This is a genomic window from Pseudomonas sp. SWRI154, from assembly GCF_014268645.1.
Taxonomy (GTDB): domain Bacteria; phylum Pseudomonadota; class Gammaproteobacteria; order Pseudomonadales; family Pseudomonadaceae; genus Aquipseudomonas; species Aquipseudomonas marvdashtae.
The window spans coordinates 186,357-205,075 of record NZ_JABWQW010000004.1 but is presented as its reverse complement, the minus strand read 5'-3'; the positions used below and the strand labels follow the sequence as shown (position 1 = coordinate 205,075).

Genomic DNA, 18,719 nt, shown 5'->3' with positions numbered 1-18,719 from the left:
ATTAATTCTCCAAAGCGACCGGAACATCATGGCCGTGTTGCTTGAGCAAGGCGTGACGCTGAGCAGCCTTAAGGTCTTCACGCACCATCTCCGCACACATTTCCTGCACTGTGATTTCAGGTACCCAGCCAAGGTCTTTTTTAGCTTTACTAGGATCACCCAACAAAGTTTCAACCTCGGTAGGTCGGAAATAGCGCGGGTCTACACGGACGATCACATCCCCAATCTTCAGGGCCGGCGCTAGATTTCCGTCGATGCGTTCAACCATCGCACGCTCTTCTACGCCTTCGCCTTCGAAACGCAACGTAACCCCAAGCTCAGCAGCGGACCAGCGCACAAAATCCCGTACTGAATATTGAACACCTGTGGCAATTACGTAATCTTCAGGATGCTCTTGTTGGAGCATCATCCATTGCATACGGACGTAGTCCTTGGCGTGCCCCCAATCCCGTAGCGCATCCATGTTGCCAAGAAATAAACACTGCTCTAACCCTTGTGAAATATTCGCCAGCGCGCGAGTAATCTTACGCGTGACAAAGGTTTCGCCACGGCGTGGAGATTCATGATTGAACAGGATCCCGTTGCAGGCATACATCCCGTAGGCCTCGCGATAGTTAACAGTGATCCAATAAGCATAAAGCTTCGCCACAGCATATGGAGAACGGGGATAGAAAGGCGTCGTCTCTTTTTGTGGGGTTTCCTGCACCAAACCATATAATTCAGAAGTAGATGCTTGATAGAAGCGGGTCTTCTTCTCCAACCCTAACAGGCGGATGGCCTCTAATATCCGGAGAGTACCCATGGCATCAACATCAGCTGTGTATTCAGGGGACTCGAAACTAACGGCTACATGGGACTGGGCCCCTAGGTTATAAACCTCATCCGGCTGTACTTCTTGTATGATTCTTGTAAGGTTCGATGAATCACTCAGATCGCCGTAATGGAGAACAAAATTTCGGTTATTAACGTGAGGATCTTGGTAGATATGATCTACACGCTGAGTATTGAACGATGAGGCACGCCGTTTAATGCCATGGACCTCATAGCCCTTCTCAAGCAACAATTCAGCTAAATAGGAACCATCTTGACCCGTAATCCCTGTAATTAAAGCCCTTTTCATCAATCAACTCTCCTATCAGTTTCTAAACTTTAGCTTCTATGGGCGGATCCGCCTGAGCTCGAGAAAAACGATATACTTTAACACGTCTTAAATCGGGAAAAAATCTCCTAAAAAACCAATAAAAAAACAAAGGAAACAAAAGATAATCCATCAAATTAAACAAATAAAATATATCAAAAGCCGCTCGAAACACGTACAACAAAAACACGACAACTAACAAAAATTTTCGCTCAAGCACCAACGCACAAAAAGAAAGGCTCGCAACGACTAAAAGCAAAAAAACTGAGAATCCAAAAAAAGAATGTAGCCTTAGAAAAGCGCTGTGAGGGTTCCCGCCGAAGCTCTCAACCATCGGCACAGTCGTAAGGTCTATGCCGGAAAAAAAACTTACCAAATCTAGATGTGCAAAGTAATCCTGAGCAATATAATATCTGTCACTTTCAATCCCTGCTGACAAGTTGGTCCTTGCCTGAATAAATTCATAAAAAAAGTCCCAACCAAAAATAAGGGCCGCAAAAGCCGCTAAAGCCCCTCCTCCAGCGGTTAGCGGACTCCTTCGATATAAAACGCAAAAAAACAATAAGAACGAAACAAACATCCCGTTTCGACTATACAAAGGAAAGCTTACCAAAAACACTAAAAAAAGCAACGTGACGGATATTGTTTTTCCGGTGTATTCTCTAGAAAAAATATAGCCACTCGCGAGCGCCAGTAATATCCCAGAATAAACGTTGCGACTTGACCCCACAAGAATCGTATTAAATTCGGCTGCCCCATAGTTCTCAGCCAGAACAAGCCAAAGCGTGACAATTAAAAAAATGATAAAGGGAAGCTCAAATAAAATCACCGTCTTCTTAAACTCTACCGCAAACCAAGAAACACCCAGCGCTGAAATAAAAACAAAAACCGTAAAAACACTTCTATACCCCGACCATTCATAATTAAACAGCGAGACAATAAAAAAGCAAAAAGGCAAAAACATTAGTGCACAAAAAGATAGTCCGCGCTTAGCAATAGATATAAAAAGCATTGCCAAAAAAACCATCCCCCCAACAGCCACCGCAGCTGTACGGTAGTCAATTGAGCCGTAACAAAAAGCAAGCGCAGAAAATAACAGGTACAAACATGCGCAAAAAAACGCACCAGTTCGTAAGATAGCGTACATTTAAGCTGCTCTCACAGGAAGCACCATCATTTCGGCTCATTCCAGCCTAAAATTTCGGCGGAGGGAGATAGTTTACTGGCCGCTAGAATATTGACACCGCACTTTTCAAACTCACTCTTTAATTCTTGCATTACCGACACTACACCTACCCCATTTTCGCCTACCGCTGTTTTATGCGGCTCGAAACCTTCAGCATCCACAGAAACATGTGGGAGGAGCGCTTCGTTAAAAATCATATCTGAAGCATCAGCCCCATAAAAATGCGGCCCCTTAAAATCCAGACCGTGTATGACGATTTTTTTAAAACCCATCGTCTTGGCCAGAACAGCCAAACCGATGATGCTGGAAATCGCCTGGGGCAGTACTTTTGTTTCTCCGCACATCTGCTGAACAATAGATTTTACGGCCCTTTTACCAAATATCCTATAATGCTTATCTCTGATGAAATAAGCCTTTTCTGAGTACAGCATACCAATAAGTTTTACTGAGTTTTTAAGCTCAGAGACATTTTTAAAGACAACCTTCGATTCCTCTAGAACTCTAAATTTCTTCATTCCGAAAAACACCTGGAATGTATTCATAAAAAATATCATATTTTTTGCAGAAGCGTTTTCAATAAAATGAAGATCCGGATTACTACACTTCAAAAAAGAAAAATTAAACCCAATAACAAAGGATTTTTTTCGATCAATAGACTCGTATGAATGATTCAAGCTCCAACCAGAGCCAAGGATATGGCATTCAAGTGTTTCATTATACGCACTAACCGGAATCGAGAACTCTCGCATTCCCATACGTTTCAGTTGAGATATCCGAAGCCGTTGGAGAATCGACTCAAAACAAAGCATTAGGCGCATGGCACAAAACTGAAGCGAAAGCGGTAAAGAACCTATAACAGCCCTTATGTTTTTTTTACTGAACATAGTAATCATCCACCTTGACGGGGGAATTTTTTTCAACATCGCGAGCCAAGATACTACCGATGACACTATCTAGCCGCTTGGGAGGCAAACCAAATCCCGGCCTCACGCTCCTAACCGAATCCATCGTAATAATCTCCCCAGCCCTCATTTGCTTCACGAAATATAGTGAGCGTCGAAACTGCACGTTACCTTGTTCACTAGATTTCCTGCCGTAATCGACGGCCCCCAACGCCGCCCATGCCGTTTTACTATCACGACACAAGGCTAAAAGCTCTACAGGCTCCAATGAAAAACTATCATCAGGACCGCCACCGCTGCGATCAAGGGTAAAGTGTTTCTCAATAATCGACGCTCCCAGCGCAACGCTAGTGATCGCCGTTGTGTTGTCTAAAGTATGGTCAGATAACCCGGTCACCAATCCATGGCGCTGCATCATGTCCGGTATCGTCCGCAGATTATAATCTTCTGCAGGAGCCGGGTAACCACTCACGCAATGAAGGATAGCCAGCTCCTTGCAACCGCCCTCTCGCGCAGCCTCAATAGCCTCAGCTATCTCGTCTGCGTCCGCCATCCCAGTAGAGATGATCATCGGTTTGCCGGTACTGGCGACATATTTTATCAGCGGTAAGTCAATCGCTTCGAACGAAGCAATTTTATAAGCGGGCGCGTTAAGACTCTCAAGGAGATCAACTGCCGTAGAGTCGAAAGGCGAACTGAAAATAGTGATGCCGAGTTTTTTGGCGTAATCAAAAAGCGGAGCGTGCCATTCCCAAGGCATGTGAGCCTCTTGATAAAGCTCATACAACGTCCGCCCGTCCCACAACCCGCCGCGGATCTGGAAATCGGCCGAATCGCAATCTAATGTAATAGTGTCGGCGGTATATGTCTGCAGCTTGATCGCGTCGGCACCCGCCTTCTTGGCCTCTTCCATAATCCGCTTTGCAGTCTCGAAATTGCCATTATGATTGGCGGACAGCTCTGCAATAATATACGGGGGCTCGTCTGCACCAATTTTTCTGCCGGCGATATTGATACTAGGATTTCGCATACGATTGACTCTCCTTTGGCTGCCATTCGGCGCTCAATAATCCAAAGCAAATAACTGAATGATAGTTTTCGCCGTCGTAATGTTGATCGCGCAGAACTCCTTCTTGCTGAAATCCCATACCAAGATGAAACTTGATTGATCGTTCATTATAGGCAAGGGCTTGTCCGCAGATCTTATGGAGGTCGAGAATTTTAAACGCGTAGTCCAGCGCTGCTTTTCCTAATTCTCGGCCTGTCCCTTTCCCTGCTTCAGGCGCCATGTAGAATCCCCAGTCAGCGACTCCAGGTACGCCGAGCTCGGTTATGTTCACAAAGCCTTGGGGTGCGCCGTCTACTTGGAAAATCAGTAAATGCTTGCTTGTATCAACGGAAGCACGCATGAACCAGGCTTGATGCTCTTCAAGCTTGATTTCATGCTGGGTATACATGAAACGACGTATATCCGGATGATTCCTCCAGGCAAGTACAACGTCCAAATCGTCCGCCGTCATCTCCCGGAGAGATGAGACCCGCTGCACGTTATCCATTACTCATGCTCCCGAGCAACCGCTCGACACCTAAACCGTCGCAGACGTTTTTTGCATGTCGGCTTAGCTCCGACAAGGATCTGCCTTGTGTTAAATCGAATATGGCATCCGGTAAGCGTGTGGGAACGTCGTGTGATTGCCCAACGAGCACGACGCAGCCGGAACGCAAAAGCGCCTCTGCCCCAGGCTTTTGATTATCCGCCAACACCACCATGATTGTCGGTACACCCAAACAACAGCGCTCCCAAGAAGTACTGCCGGCGGCACCGATGATTAGGTCTGCCGACGTCATGCGTTCGGCCATATCAGTCACGTTAACCAACACTTCGGTAGGCCAAGGCATGGTCGCCGCGATTTCGTTTACCGATGCCAGGCAAGGAGCCTTAAGTCCCATGACTACGCTTATCTGGCAATCGTCAGGCAGAGGGCAGACTCGCAGGGTTTGCAATACAAGTCCCGTGGCATTTGCTTGGTCAACGCCTCCCATCGTAACCAGCAGATGCTGGAGCACTGGGGAGCTTCGTCTTTCAAGACTTCGCTTACGCAGCTGGGCAAACTCCGGGCGTAACAGCGCGAACCGTGCTCCAACCAGCATCTGGCAGCTATCGGGCACCAGCCCTACGTAGTCTCGTTCCGTACGCCCGTGGTTTTGATCGAGGAGTATTTTGCAAACATGCGGACGATCCGCAAGGTCGTCTATTACCAAAAGATCGTTGTAGTACTTTTTCAGAGAGGTTTCCCACCGGGCATCCAAAGCGTAGTGATCCACCACCAGCCAGTCGGGCATTAAGTCGCCTAACAAGGCGGCACATTCGCCAGCATCTTGCGATTGGGGCGCCCCGAGCCAAGCGGAGTGAGCCAACTGGCTTTCCTGCGAAGCTAGGGAGACAGCAGGGTCAGCGGCCTCCGTCGCGTCCAGACCAAACGCTTCGAAATGCTTACTCCGGATGAAATCAAGCAGGTTTCCTGGGTGCTCCCTACAAATGAAATAGCATGTAGCGCCTTCTGCGCGTAGGGCATCAGCCAGGGTCAAGCAACGCATTACATGCCCGCTGCCAATCTGCAGCGAGGCATCGGCTCTGAATACGACCTTCATGCCTTTCATGCTTGGGCGCTTTCCGCTTGAAAGGCTTTATACATCCATTCAGCTCGAACCCAGTCTTCTGGGGTATCGATGTCTTGCACACGGTGGCGCGGCAGTACCACGGCGCTGGACTCTGGGCTGAAGATCATATGCCCAGCCAGCCAAGCACTTGCCAGCCCCCAGTAGAATTGCCCGGCGTCGTGGTAGCTCTCCTCCAGATCCTGGGAACGAGTGTTGAAGTGCTCGGCATGGAACATCTCCACGCCTCCGTTTTCAGTCAGGCGAATCGCTCGCTGAATTGGGAATGCATAACTGGTGACCGAGAACGCATATTGGCTGCCCGCCTTTTCAAGGGTTGCTAGGCCGCGCCGAAGGTCTTCAGGCCTGACGAAAGGAGCTGTGGCATACAGACAGCACACCTGCCGGGCCTCAAACCCATCGGTCTTGAGTCGTTCAATCGCTTGTTGAATGACCGGTATCGTACCGGTGTAATCATCCGCCAGCTCAGAGGGACGCATAAAGGGCACGCTTGCGCCGTATCTACGCGCGACATCGGCAATCTCTTCATCATCCGTAGACACAATGACCTTATCAAAACAGCCACTTTCGAGTGCTGCCTCGATTGACCATGCGATCATAGGCTTACCGCAAAACATCTTGATGTTTTTACGCGGAATTCGCTTGCTGCCACCCCGGGCAGGAATGACGGCTAGTTTCATGCCTTCACTGCCCGGTTAATGGCAGCCACGACTTGATCCTGCTGCTCATCGCTCATGGTCTGGAACATCGGAATGCTGATAGCTTCGCGGTAGTAATCCTGGGCTACCGGGAAATCTTCCGGCTTGAAACCCATTTGGGCGTAGTACGGCTGGGTGTGGACAGGAATGTAATGCAGATTCACCCCAACCCCTTGCTCCCTAAGGGATTCGAATACCTGACGGTGGCTCTTGCTGGTTTTATCCAGCTGCAGACGAATCACATAAAGGTGCAAGCCTGAATAACTGTCAGGATGCTGCCATGGGATCGTTACGGGTAACGCTTCGAGCAGATCGTTATATCGCGCCGCCAACTGATGACGTCGAGCTATGTACTCATCCAGGCGCTCCATCTGGCTAATGCCCAGAGCCGCCTGCAGTTCAGTCATTCGATAATTGAAACCTAAGTCTATCTGCTGGTAGTACCAAGGACCGTCTGACTCGTGGGTCATTTGCTGCGGGTCGCGAGTAATGCCATGGCTGCGCAGGAGCGCCATTTTGTTCGCGAGTTCGGCATTATTGGTCAAGGCCATCCCGCCTTCCGCGGTAGTGATGATCTTTACCGGGTGGAAGCTGAATACGGTAATGTCGCTATATTTGCCGTTCCCGATGAACTCGCCTTGGTACTTACCACCAATGGCATGAGAAGCGTCTTCAATCACTTTGAAGCCATAACGCTTGGCGAGTTTTTGGATCGCCTGCATATCGCAGGGCTGGCCACAGAGGTGCACCGGGACGACCACCTTGGGCAGCGTACCCTCTCGCTCAGCCTTTATCAGCTTGCGCTCCAGCGCTTGGGGGCAAAGATTGTAGGTACGAGGGTCGATGTCAACGAAATCAACTTGAGCACCACAATACAAACCACAGTTTGCGGAAGCGACAAACGTAACGGGAGTCGTCCATAAACGATCACCAGGACCCAGACCCAAGGCAAGACATGCGATATGCAACGCCGACGTAGCGCTATTCACTGCAAGCGCGTGGCTGGCTCCCACATGGGCAGCAACCTGCTGCTCAAATCGAGGCACCATAGGGCCCTGGGTGAGAAAGTCAGATTGCAGCACACCGATTACCGCGTCGATGTCAGCTTGGGTTATATCCTGGCGACCGTATGGAATCATGAATCAGATACTCCCGATCTTCGCTTCGTTGACAGTGATCCAGTTACGCAGATCCTCGTCGCTCATCCATTCGGTGTTGTTATCGCTGGCGTATACGAAACCTTCCGCAACTTTCTTGCCGTCCTTGATGCGCTTTGGACAGGTCGCCCATTCGTTGATAACCGGCAAGATCTTGAAATGCTCGGGGTATTCGTAGGTGTAATAGGAATCCTCAGCGCTGATCATCTGTTCGTGCAGCTTTTCGCCTGGACGGATACCGACGATCTTTTGCTTGGCGTCTGGCGCAACCACGCGGGCAAGATCAGTTACCTTCATCGAAGGGATTTTTTTCACGTAGATTTCGCCGCCTTCCATGTCTTCGAAAGCGTGCCAAACCAACTCGACGCCTTCTTCCAACGAAATCATGAAGCGGGTCATGCGCTCATCGGTGATCGGTAGCTCGCCCTTGTCCTTAATGGACATGAAGAACGGGATGACCGAGCCGCGCGAACCCATGACGTTGCCATAGCGCACGACGGCCATGCGAGTTTCGTGGCCGCCTGCGTAGGAGTTACCGGCAACGAATAATTTGTCGGATGCCAATTTGGTGGCACCGTACAGGTTGATCGGGCTGCTGGCCTTGTCGGTGGACAACGCTACAACGCGCTTGATGCCCTTATCGATACAGGCATCGATCAGGTTCATCGCCCCGTTGATGTTGGTTTTGATGCACTCGAAAGGGTTGTATTCCGCGGTCGGTACGATCTTGGTAGCGGCCGCATGGACCACGTAGTCAACGCCATCCAGGGCGCGATAGAGGCGCTCTTTGTCGCGAACGTCGCCGATGAAGAAGCGAACGCGTGAATCGCCTTCGAACTTCTTCGCCATGTCCCATTGCTTCATTTCATCCCGGGAGAAGATGATGATCTTCTTCGGGTTGTACTTGGCCAAGGTCATCGGCACGAATGTGTTGCCAAACGAGCCGGTACCACCGGTGATGAGAATGGTTTTATTGGTGAACATTGACGCGTCCCTTGGTTGCTTCCTGCCCGAGGTCAGGATTGAAATAAACGATAAGGCGCCGGAGTCAGGCGATGGAAACTCCAAGCCTTCCAACACAGGATGAAAAAGAAACTGGTGCACAATCCCAGCGGCACAGCCAGTTGAGGCCGATATTGCGCGAAAATCCAGGTAGCCAAAACGAATATTAGCAAACTGGCAATGTGGCTATGGATGATGGGCCTGTCACGCCCTTGGGCATACAGGCCGTAATGCGGGACCATGCCTAGCGCGTATAATACCGTAGCCAGCAGGATCCAGACGAATAAGCCTTGCTGTTCGGTGTAGAGGGGCTTCCCAAGCCAGTCCAACAAGTGACTGATCGCTAGCAATCCGACCACCGCAAAAACCCCTGAAAGAGCCGCAGTCTGAAAGAGTAGCTTGCGAAAGCCCCGGCGAAACGCGTCGCCATCAGTCTGTTGATAAGCCCTGATCAAGCCAGGATAAATAAATGCAAATACGCCGGCATCAAGAAATGAAACCAGCGCCATGCTGATGCCCGTAAACAGGACATAAGCGCCCAACACCTCAACACCTGCTAGCTCCTGAAACCAGTATCGATCCAGCGTGAAGAGTCCCCGAATCGCTAGCGTCGCAACCAAGAGCGCAAAGGCGATCTTCAGCCCTCTGACGATCCAAGCCCAATCTACCTCCTGTCGCCACCCGGAGAGCCCCATACGCTTGATCCTGAAGACGCCTAAAAACAGTGCGACGACCCCTCCCGCTGTCCAAGCCCCAAATACGACGTCTAGGTCTCGGGCATCAGGCATGACAAACATCAATCCAGTAACGAGGACTGCCCAGATCCCGGAACGAAAGAACAGCATGAGACTGGCATAGAGCTGGTCCGACACCGCAACCAATAAACGACCTAGCTCCTGAGTAAGATGCTCGAGTACCAACAGCGCAAAAAACCAACCGATAACGCTCATCGGCAAAAGGTCTTTAACAAAAATCAAACTCAACAGCGGCAAAAAAATGGCATAGAGGACCACGGTCAATGCGGCTTGGGCCTTGAGCACCCCACCCCATTCCTCGCGATCTCGCTTGAGCAGCTCACGGGTGCTGTAGGTGTAAAAATCGAAACCCAACAGATAGAGGGAATACCCCACCGTTGCTGCCAGCAAGCCATAGATACCCAGCTCAGCCGGCTCAAGAAATCGGGCGAGAAAAAAAATAAGTAAAAATTTGCTGGCTAACGTCAAGCCGCGAATTGCTACGTTGGACAGTTGTAAGAAGTGGTTATTGGGCATTAGTTTCTATCAGTTAATATACGCGACAATCGCCGCAAACCTGGCCCAGCTTGACTTTCAGAACGCGAGCTGCTTGGACTGCCACGGTCAAAACCCATACGCTCATCAGACTATTCACGGTCAGCGCATAATTGTCGGCCATGGCAGCTTGAAGCGCAACATCGATACTTACACATCTTTTGAAACAAACCAGCATCACAACGCAATTTTAGCCCAACAATGCCACTATCGCGACACTACACGCACCAAACACGCTATGCATTCAGTTACGAGGGCTTCTCATGCCCTCCCCCCTTCGATATCGATATGCTGCGGTCAGTGAAACTAAAATCAAATTCCAAGCATTAAAAAACCTGTCGAGGTAGATAACCAGACAGGTTAATAATATGAATAAAACTGAGAGCCAGAAATAAAACACATCGCAGCGGCATTAACGCTGTATAGCTTTATCACGAATTACAACGTATCTGACCAGAGCAAAAAAACCGCCTATTATCAAGCCCGCAACGAACCCCAACACCAAAATCAAACCCTTCCTCGGCTTAATCGGACTCTCCGGAACCTCAACACTACCATCCTGCCGATAAACCGATATCAAATCAGCATCAATATTCAACTTACGATAAAAGTTATACCGCATTTGCAACGTCCGCAAATCAGATATAAACGCATCATCCGAAGACCTGGATTCCAACGTCTGAATTTCAGCAGCCAATGCCTTACTGCCGCGCTGGTAATCCATCTTGCTGCCGGTATCAACCGTAATATCCACCGCAGCGGAAGAGTTGATAGTTGGCGTAGTCAAACCAATCGCCTCAGCGATTTTCAGTGCTTCACGCAGCTGTTGAATCCGGTCCTCGCGTATTCGCTGCGCAGTCTCACGCAAGCTGACGATACGCTGCTCCAGATTACGAGCTCTCACGGAAGCCTCGGTCGTGACGTTCTTGATCAGCTCCGACTCGGCCGCCTGACTAGCCCGCGCTACGTAGGCCTTGGCCCATTCGGTAGCTTTTACCGGGTCGCCGCTTTGAACCGTGACCGAGAAACGATCAGGGGTATCCTTGCCGGGCCCCTTGATTACAAGTTGTCGAGAGAACCGGTCGTACAGACGATCGAGAGCGCCCTTTCGCTGGGACTCATCGAGCGAGGGGAGGTAGATTTCATTGAAGAAGGTTTGGCGAAGGGATTCGCCTTGTAGGTTACGAGCAAACACTTCGTAAACATGTTTGATGGAATAAGTTTCGAGTTCGGTGCTTTTGCCACGGCCGTAGTTCAACTCAGCGATACCGTTCTGAGTAGGGGGCATGATAAAAAGCTTTGCTTCATAGACAGGTTTGCTGAGGAACGCGTAGGCGGCAGCGCCAGCAGTGACCAAAAGGGTAATGGCGATGATCAACCACTTTTGCGCCCAAAGACCGCGCGCAAGGGCAATGAGGTCGACTTCATCGTCGTCGCGCACTGCAGTACGATTATCTTGCATGGATAGCCTCGCTTCCTTTTTTTAACTTTGCGCTTGCAGACAGGCTGGAAGCATTAAAAGGTAAGACGGGCAAGTCCCCGGCGGACACGACGGTCGTTTGTATAGGATTTATTAGATACAAAAACACACACCCATAGTCAAAAAATTGCGGCAGTGATCCTTACTCCGAGACTACTGGGCTCACACGTCCTTTACTTCAGTCGCCGACCTCTCCCGGCGAACCACGCCAACAGGGGGCCAATGATCATTCCAGAGAGGAGCGCCAGCAACAGAAAAACCGAAACAGGAAGTTGCGGTGCCGACCATCCCAGGAACAACAGCGCGACCGGCTGATTGTTTTCAAGTACGAACAGTACGATAGCTGAAGCCACGAGCACCGCAAGTACGACAAGCGCAACGCGCCTAAAGTTCCGCATGGACACCTCTTTCCTGGGGATTGCGTCAGAACTCATCGCCCTCCTCCTCATTCACGCGATCGCGAAGCTCTTTGCCCGGTTTGAAATGCGGAACAAATTTGCCATCGAGGCTGACGGATTGGCCGGTTTTTGGGTTTCGGCCAACGCGCGGGGCGCGGTAATGCAGGGAGAAGCTGCCGAACCCACGGATTTCGATACGATCTCCGGTTGCCAGGCATTGGGACATTTGTTCAAGCATGGTCTTGATGGCCAGCTCCACATCCTTGGACGAGAGCAGTCCTTGATGGGTGACAATTCGTTCGATCAACTCCGACTTCGTCATGTTTTTCCCTTCTTTTTCAAGCAGCTAGGAAAATCGCTTCAAAGGTTTTAGCATGCCCGGAGGAATTTGAACAGCCCAACTATTGACATATCTACCGCGCGCCCTGATGCCCCTTTTCTGTGCAGGCAGCAGAGATTCAGTCGACTAGCGGCACATGACCAGCATCGTGCGAGTCAGATAACCCGCCGGATTGAAGCCGAAGGGATATTGGTCCTCGTCCTTTGCGTCATCGGATCGGGTTATCACCCTGTAGCCTGCGCCCTTGCACTCCTTAGCCGCACGCTTGTGGCACTTCTCCCAACCGGAGCCCAACCCTGAGCAATCGGTCTCGATGCCGCTGACGCCACGCACCGCGTGGGTCTTGGCGCTGGTTGCACAGCCTGCCAGCATCAGGACAATCGCTGCTAGTAAGAGCTTGTTCATTCAGATCCTGTTAATGAGAGACAGACGCTGCCTCGAATGTTTTTGATCTGCTTCATAAAAGAGACAACCCGGCTGATCGGTTGGTTTCGCATCGCCTGGAAAGCTCAGCGCCAGTAACTCACCTCATAAGGCTTGAGAAATCACAGCCACAAAAAAGGGCGACCGAAGTCGCCCTTTTTAATGATCAAGCAGAACTCAGTTCTGTTTGGCCATTGCTTGACGCAGCAGTGCCGCCATAGTGGTGTCAGCTGCTTCGCCTTCCGGAGCTGCTTTCAGGCTCTGGATGGCTTCTTTCTCTTCAGCATCGTCTTTCGACTTGATCGAGAGCTGGATTACGCGGCTCTTGCGATCAACGCTGATGATCTTGGCTTCAACTTCCTGGCCTTCTTTCAGAACGTTGCGCGCGTCTTCAACACGGTCACGGCTGATTTCGGAGGCTTTCAGGGTAGCTTCGATGTCGTCGGCCAGAACGATGATGGCGCCTTTGGCGTCAACTTCTTTCACGGTACCGGTCACGATAGCGCCCTTGTCGTTAACCGAGACGTACTCGGAGAACGGATCGCTTTCCAGTTGCTTGATGCCCAGGGAGATGCGCTCGCGCTCTGGGTCAACCGACAGGATAACGGTGTCCAGTTCGTCGCCCTTCTTGAAACGGCGTACGGCTTCTTCGCCCACTTCGTTCCAGGAGATGTCGGACAGGTGAACCAGGCCGTCGATGCCGCCGTCCAGACCAATGAAGATACCGAAATCGGTGATCGACTTGATGGTGCCGGAGATTTTATCGCCCTTGTTGAACTGGCCAGAGAAGTCTTCCCATGGGTTGGACTTGCACTGCTTGATGCCGAGGGAGATACGACGACGCTCTTCGTCGATGTCCAGAACCATGACTTCCACTTCGTCGCCGACTTGTACGACTTTCGAAGGGTGGATGTTCTTGTTGGTCCAGTCCATTTCGGAAACGTGTACCAGGCCTTCAACGCCTTCTTCCAGCTCAGCGAAGCAGCCGTAGTCGGTCAGGTTGGTAACACGAGCGGTGACGCGAGTGCCTTCTGGGTAACGGGCTTTGATAGCGACCCATGGATCTTCACCCAGTTGCTTGAGGCCCAGGGAAACACGATTGCGTTCGCGATCGTACTTCAGAACCTTGACATCGATCTCGTCGCCAACGTTGACGATTTCCGAAGGATGCTTGATGCGCTTCCAGGCCATGTCGGTGATGTGCAGCAGGCCATCGACGCCACCCAGATCGACGAATGCGCCGTAATCGGTGAGGTTCTTGACGATACCCTTGACCTGCTGGCCTTCCTGCAGCGATTCCAGCAGAGCTTCACGCTCGGCGGAGTTCTCGGCTTCCAGGACACTGCGACGGGAAACGACAACGTTGTTGCGCTTCTGGTCCAGCTTGATGACCTTGAATTCCAGCTCTTTGCCTTCCAGGTGCGTGGTGTCGCGCACTGGACGGACGTCAACCAGGGAACCTGGCAGGAACGCACGGATGCCGTTAACGTCGACAGTGAAGCCGCCTTTAACCTTACCGTTGATAACGCCCTTGACCACTTCCTCAGCTGCGAAGGCCGCTTCCAGAACGATCCAGCACTCAGCACGCTTGGCTTTTTCACGGGACAGCTTGGTTTCACCAAAGCCGTCTTCAACCGAGTCCAGCGCCACGTGAACTTCGTCACCGACGTTGATGTTCAGTTCGCCAGCGTCGTTGTAGAACTGCTCAAGCGGGATCAGCGCTTCAGACTTCAGACCAGCGTGGACGGTTACCCAGCGAGCTTGGTAATCGATATCAACGATGACGCCGGTGATGATGGAGCCTGCCTGAAGGTTCAGGGTTTTCAAGCTTTCTTCAAAGAGTTCCGCAAAGCTTTCGCTCATTTTAATTCCTGTTGATTAGGGCGAAGTAAACGCCCATCTCCACACCCCAGACGATGTGGGTTAGTTTCATATAAAAGAAGCGCCGCAGGACTATGACTGGTCCCCTGCGGAGCTTCCTGTCACCCGGCGATATCGCGAAGTGCGATCTCGCTCATGATGCGTTGCAGCACCTGATCGATGGACAACTCCGTGGAATCCAGCTGTATCGCATCGGCCGCCGGCTTTAGCGGGGCTACTGCGCGCTGGGTATCACGCTCGTCGCGTGCACGGATCTCATCTAGCAGACTCGACAGACTAACATCCTCGCCTTTGCCCTTCAACTGCAAATAACGGCGGCGAGCCCGCTCCTCGGCACTGGCCGTGAGGAAAATCTTCAGCGGCGCATCGGTGAACACCACCGTGCCCATGTCCCGGCCGTCAGCCACCAGCCCCGGCGGCTCCTGGAATGCCCGCTGGCGCTGCAGCAACGCTTCGCGTACCGCCGGCAGCGCGGCAACCTGGGAAGCCCCGGCGCCGACGCTTTCGGTGCGGATGACGTCGCTGACTTCGTCACCCTCCAGGATGATCCGCTGCAGCTGGCCATCAGTGGCCGCAATGAACTGGACGTCCAAGTGCGCGGCCAGTGCCTTGAGCAATTCCTCGTTGGTCAGATCGACGCCATGGTTGGCGGCGGCGAAGGCCAGCAAACGGTACAGGGCACCGGAATCGAGCAGATTCCAGCCCAATTGCTTGGCCAGCATGCCGGCGATGGTGCCTTTGCCCGAGCCGCTTGGGCCATCGATGGTGATGACCGGTGCCTTGATGTTCACGACTGTGCCTCTTGTGCTACTCGAATACCAACCTGCGCGCAAAGCGCCAGGAAGTTCGGGAACGACGTGGCGACGTTGGCGCAATCATGGATGCGGATCGGCGCGGTGGCGCGCAGGGACGCAACACTGAATGCCATGGCGATGCGATGGTCGCCGTGCCCATGCACTTCGCCGCCGCCAATCTGGCCGCCGTCGATGATGATGCCGTCCGGCGTCGGTTCACATTTGACCCCAAGCGCCAGCAGGCCGTCCGCCATCACCTGGATGCGATCCGATTCCTTGACCCGCAGCTCTTCGGCGCCAGTCAGTACGGTGCGGCCTTGCGCGCACGCAGCCGCCACGAACAGCACCGGGAATTCGTCGATTGCCAGCGGAACCAGCGCCTCGGGAATCTCGATACCCTTGAGTTTAGCCGCTCTTACGCGCAAGTCAGCCACCGGCTCACCGCCGACTTCCCGCTGGTTTTCCAGGGTGATGTCGGCGCCCATCAGGCGCAGGATGTCGATCACGCCGGTACGGGTCGGGTTGATGCCAACGTGTTCAAGCACCAGGTCGGAGCCTTCGGCAATCGACGCCGCCACTAGGAAGAACGCCGAGGATGAGATATCGCCCGGCACTTCGATGTGGGTCGCGGTCAGCTTATTACCTGACTCGACGGACGCCGTGGCGCCTTCGACCGTGACCGGGTAGCCGAAGCCACGCAGCATGCGCTCGGTGTGGTCGCGCGTCGGGGCCGGCTCGGTGACGGTGGTCTTGCCTTCGGCATAGAGACCTGCCAGCAGCAGGCAGGATTTAACCTGGGCGCTGGCCATCGGCATGGTGTAGGTCAAGCCCTTGAGCTTGTTGCCACCGCGAATGGTCATTGGTGGGCGACCTTCGGCGGCCGTCTCGATCACCGCGCCCATTTCCCGCAACGGGTTGGCAACGCGGTTCATCGGACGCTTGGACAGCGAGGCATCACCAGTCAGGGTGCTGTCGAAATCCTGGGCGGCCAGCAGGCCGGACAACAGGCGCATCGAGGTGCCGGAGTTGCCCAGGTAGATCGGGCCCGGCGCGGGCTTGAGGCCGTGCAGGCCGACACCATGGATGGTGACGCGACCGTGGTGCGGGCCTTCGATGACCACGCCCATGTCGCGGAACGCTTGCAGCGTCGCCAGGGCATCTTCGCCCTCGAGGAAACCTTCCACCTCGGTCACGCCTTCAGCCAGGGAGCCGAGCATGATCGAGCGGTGGGAAATCGATTTATCGCCCGGTACACGAATCCGCCCACTCAAGGAGCCACCAGGTTGTGCCAGGAAAATCAGATCGTTGGAGTTCATAGCGTCCACATAGGCCCGACGGGCCAGGATTTTACTGAAATGCTCGCGGGCCACCCTGGCGCGTGTGAAAACGCCCAGCAATTGGTGCCCGTCCCCTGCATCGACCGCGTCGCGCAAGGCGTCGAGATCGCTGCGAAATGTATCGAGTGTGCGCAGGACAGCTTCGCGGTTGGCGAGGAAGATGTCGTGCCACATGACCGGGTCACTCCCCGCGATTCTCGTGAAATCGCGGAAACCGCCGGCAGCGTAACGGAAGATCTCAAGATTTTCATTGCGTTTGGCCAATGAATCCACCAGGCCGAACGCCAACAGGTGCGGCAAATGGCTGGTGGCGGCCAAGACTTCGTCGTGTCGCTCGACCTGCATGTGCTCGACATCGGCACCCAATTCGCGCCACAGGCGATCCACCACCGCCAGCGCCGCCGGATCGGTCTGTTCCAGCGGCGTCAGTATGACTTTGTGACGACGAAACAGCTCGGCATTGGACGCTTCCACCCCGCTCTGCTCGGAACCGGCAATCGGATGACCGGGCACGAAGCGCCCCGGCATGCCGCCAAATGCCTCGGTGGCCGCGCGCACGACATTGCCCTTGGCGCTGCCGACATCAGTGAGAATCGCCTGCCCCAGGTCCATGCCGGCCAAGCGGGCGAGCAATTTCTCCATGGCGAGGATCGGCACCGCCAGCTGGATCACGTCCGCCCCTTGGCACGCACTCAGCAAATCGTCTTCACAACGGTCGACCACGCCCAACTCTACCGCCAGCTTGCGCGAGTGAGGATCAAGGTCGACGCCGACAACTTCACGGCACAGCCCGCTTTCACGCAGGCCCTTGGCGAACGAACCACCGATCAATCCCAGGCCGACCACCACCAGGCGACCGATCATAGGTCCCGCAGGTTGCAGCGAGGTGACATCAACCACGAGCCAGGACCTTGCTCAGCGCCTCGAGGAAACGGCTGTTTTCCGCTGGCAGGCCAACGGTGATACGCAGGTGGTTCGGCATGCCGTAATTGGCCACCGGACGCACAATCACGCCCTCGCGCAGCAAGCCCTGGAAGATCGGCGCCGCGACACAGCCCAGATCAACGCAGATGAAGTTGCCCTTGGAGGGGATCCAGCTCAGGCCCAATTCGCGAAAACCGGCTTCCAGTTGTTGCATGCCGGCCTCGTTCAAGCGGCGACTTTCAGCCAGGTAGGCCTCGTCCTGCATTGCCGCACAAGCGGCGACCAGGGCGAAGCTGTTGACATTGAACGGTTGGCGCACGCGGTTCAGCACGTCGGCCACCACCGCCGTGGACAAGCCGTAGCCGACCCGCAGCGAGGCCAGGCCGTAAGCCTTGGAAAAGGTGCGCGAGACCAGCAGGTTCGGGTAGGCCGCGAGGAAATCCAGACCATCGGGCAAGTCGCTGCCTTCGGCGTATTCGATGTAGGCTTCGTCCAGCACCACCAGCACGTGCTCGGGCACGTCTTGCAGGAAATCGTCCAGGGCCTGGGCGTCGAACCAGGTGCCGGTCGGGTTGTTCGGGTTGGCGATGAAGACCACGCGGGTGTTGGCGTCGATGGCCGCCAACATGGCAGGCAGATCGTGCCCCCAATCCTTGGCCGGAACCACATGGGCGTCGGCACCGACAGCCTGGGTGGCGATCGGATAGACGGCAAATGCGTGTTCACTGAACACGGCGTTGAGGCCCGGCGCCAGGTACGCCCGCGCCACCAACTCAAGAATATCGTTGGAACCGTTGCCCAGGGTCACCTGGTTCAGCTCGACACCGCAACGCTCGGCCAGCAGGCTTTTCAACGCAAAGCCATTGCCATCGGGGTAGCGAGTCAGCTCGGCCAGTTCGTCGCGGATCGCCGCGAGCGCCTTGGGGCTCGCGCCCAGCGGGTTTTCGTTGCTCGCCAACTTGACGATGCTGGCCGGGTCGAGGTCCAGCTCGCGGGCCAGTTCGTCCACAGGCTTGCCTGGAACGTAAGGCGAGAGTTGTTGCACGCCTGGCTGAGCCAGTGCGAGGAAGTTGCCACTCATTAGCTATCCG

At 53.5% G+C, this 18,719-nt stretch carries 18 protein-coding genes; all 18 read right to left on the bottom strand.

Annotated elements, in window-relative coordinates:
• Position 1 precedes the first annotated feature (1 nt).
• Positions 2-1,120: a GDP-mannose 4,6-dehydratase gene (gene gmd, locus HU806_RS06000; RefSeq protein ID WP_186610502.1), complete on the bottom strand. Its 1,119-nt coding sequence runs from the start codon at positions 1,118-1,120 to the stop codon at positions 2-4.
• Positions 1,121-1,142: 22 nt separating this feature from the next.
• Entirely contained in the window at positions 1,143-2,285 is a 1,143-nt protein-coding gene (locus HU806_RS05995) for a hypothetical protein (RefSeq protein WP_186610501.1), read from the bottom strand.
• A gap of 26 nt (positions 2,286-2,311) precedes the next feature.
• Positions 2,312-3,208: a hypothetical protein gene (locus tag HU806_RS05990; protein ID WP_186610500.1), complete on the bottom strand. Its 897-nt coding sequence runs from the start codon at positions 3,206-3,208 to the stop codon at positions 2,312-2,314.
• Positions 3,198-4,256: a pseudaminic acid synthase gene (pseI, locus tag HU806_RS05985; RefSeq protein ID WP_186610499.1), complete on the bottom strand. Its 1,059-nt coding sequence runs from the start codon at positions 4,254-4,256 to the stop codon at positions 3,198-3,200. Before pseI ends, HU806_RS05990 begins: the two co-directional genes overlap by 11 nt.
• Complete coding sequence (pseH, locus tag HU806_RS05980) at positions 4,243-4,782, bottom strand: UDP-4-amino-4,6-dideoxy-N-acetyl-beta-L-altrosamine N-acetyltransferase (RefSeq protein ID WP_238350124.1); 540 nt, start codon at positions 4,780-4,782, stop codon at positions 4,243-4,245. The genes pseI and pseH overlap by 14 nt, the downstream gene beginning before the upstream one ends.
• Positions 4,775-5,887 carry a UDP-2,4-diacetamido-2,4,6-trideoxy-beta-L-altropyranose hydrolase gene (pseG, locus tag HU806_RS05975; protein WP_346657153.1) on the bottom strand — a complete coding sequence of 371 codons (1,113 nt, stop codon included), beginning with the start codon at positions 5,885-5,887 and terminating at the stop codon, positions 4,775-4,777. The genes pseH and pseG overlap by 8 nt, the downstream gene beginning before the upstream one ends.
• Complete coding sequence (gene pseF, locus HU806_RS05970) at positions 5,884-6,585, bottom strand: pseudaminic acid cytidylyltransferase (protein WP_186610498.1); 702 nt, start codon at positions 6,583-6,585, stop codon at positions 5,884-5,886. Before pseF ends, pseG begins: the two co-directional genes overlap by 4 nt.
• The gene (pseC, locus tag HU806_RS05965) at positions 6,582-7,742 is read right to left on the bottom strand and encodes a UDP-4-amino-4,6-dideoxy-N-acetyl-beta-L-altrosamine transaminase (RefSeq protein ID WP_186610497.1); all 1,161 of its coding nucleotides are present in this window, start codon (positions 7,740-7,742) and stop codon (positions 6,582-6,584) included. Before pseC ends, pseF begins: the two co-directional genes overlap by 4 nt.
• Positions 7,743-7,745: 3 nt before the next feature.
• Positions 7,746-8,744 carry a UDP-N-acetylglucosamine 4,6-dehydratase (inverting) gene (pseB, locus tag HU806_RS05960; protein ID WP_186610496.1) on the bottom strand — a complete coding sequence of 333 codons (999 nt, stop codon included), beginning with the start codon at positions 8,742-8,744 and terminating at the stop codon, positions 7,746-7,748.
• A gap of 32 nt (positions 8,745-8,776) precedes the next feature.
• Entirely contained in the window at positions 8,777-10,033 is a 1,257-nt protein-coding gene (locus HU806_RS05955) for a lipopolysaccharide biosynthesis protein (protein ID WP_186610495.1), read from the bottom strand.
• A gap of 430 nt (positions 10,034-10,463) precedes the next feature.
• On the bottom strand, positions 10,464-11,513 hold the full coding sequence (locus HU806_RS05950) for an LPS O-antigen chain length determinant protein WzzB (RefSeq protein ID WP_186610494.1): 1,050 nt from the start codon (positions 11,511-11,513) through the stop codon (positions 10,464-10,466).
• 191 nt (positions 11,514-11,704) lie between these two features.
• Positions 11,705-11,929, bottom strand: coding sequence for a LapA family protein (locus HU806_RS05945; RefSeq protein WP_186610557.1), 225 nt, complete (start codon positions 11,927-11,929; stop codon positions 11,705-11,707).
• Between the two features lie 25 nt (positions 11,930-11,954).
• The gene (ihfB, locus tag HU806_RS05940; RefSeq protein WP_003183877.1) at positions 11,955-12,251 is read right to left on the bottom strand and encodes an integration host factor subunit beta; all 297 of its coding nucleotides are present in this window, start codon (positions 12,249-12,251) and stop codon (positions 11,955-11,957) included.
• Positions 12,252-12,395: 144 nt separating this feature from the next.
• Entirely contained in the window at positions 12,396-12,674 is a 279-nt protein-coding gene (locus HU806_RS05935) for a hypothetical protein (RefSeq protein WP_186610493.1), read from the bottom strand.
• 195 nt (positions 12,675-12,869) lie between these two features.
• Positions 12,870-14,555: a 30S ribosomal protein S1 gene (rpsA, locus tag HU806_RS05930; protein WP_016770920.1), complete on the bottom strand. Its 1,686-nt coding sequence runs from the start codon at positions 14,553-14,555 to the stop codon at positions 12,870-12,872.
• A 119-nt stretch (positions 14,556-14,674) separates the two neighbouring features.
• Complete coding sequence (gene cmk, locus HU806_RS05925; RefSeq protein WP_030141014.1) at positions 14,675-15,364, bottom strand: (d)CMP kinase; 690 nt, start codon at positions 15,362-15,364, stop codon at positions 14,675-14,677.
• Positions 15,361-17,568 (bottom strand): bifunctional prephenate dehydrogenase/3-phosphoshikimate 1-carboxyvinyltransferase, encoded by a 2,208-nt coding sequence (locus tag HU806_RS05920; protein WP_186610556.1) that lies wholly within the window; start codon positions 17,566-17,568, stop codon positions 15,361-15,363. Before HU806_RS05920 ends, cmk begins: the two co-directional genes overlap by 4 nt.
• A gap of 28 nt (positions 17,569-17,596) precedes the next feature.
• On the bottom strand, positions 17,597-18,709 hold the full coding sequence (gene hisC, locus HU806_RS05915) for a histidinol-phosphate transaminase (RefSeq protein WP_186610492.1): 1,113 nt from the start codon (positions 18,707-18,709) through the stop codon (positions 17,597-17,599).
• Positions 18,710-18,719 lie beyond the last annotated feature (10 nt).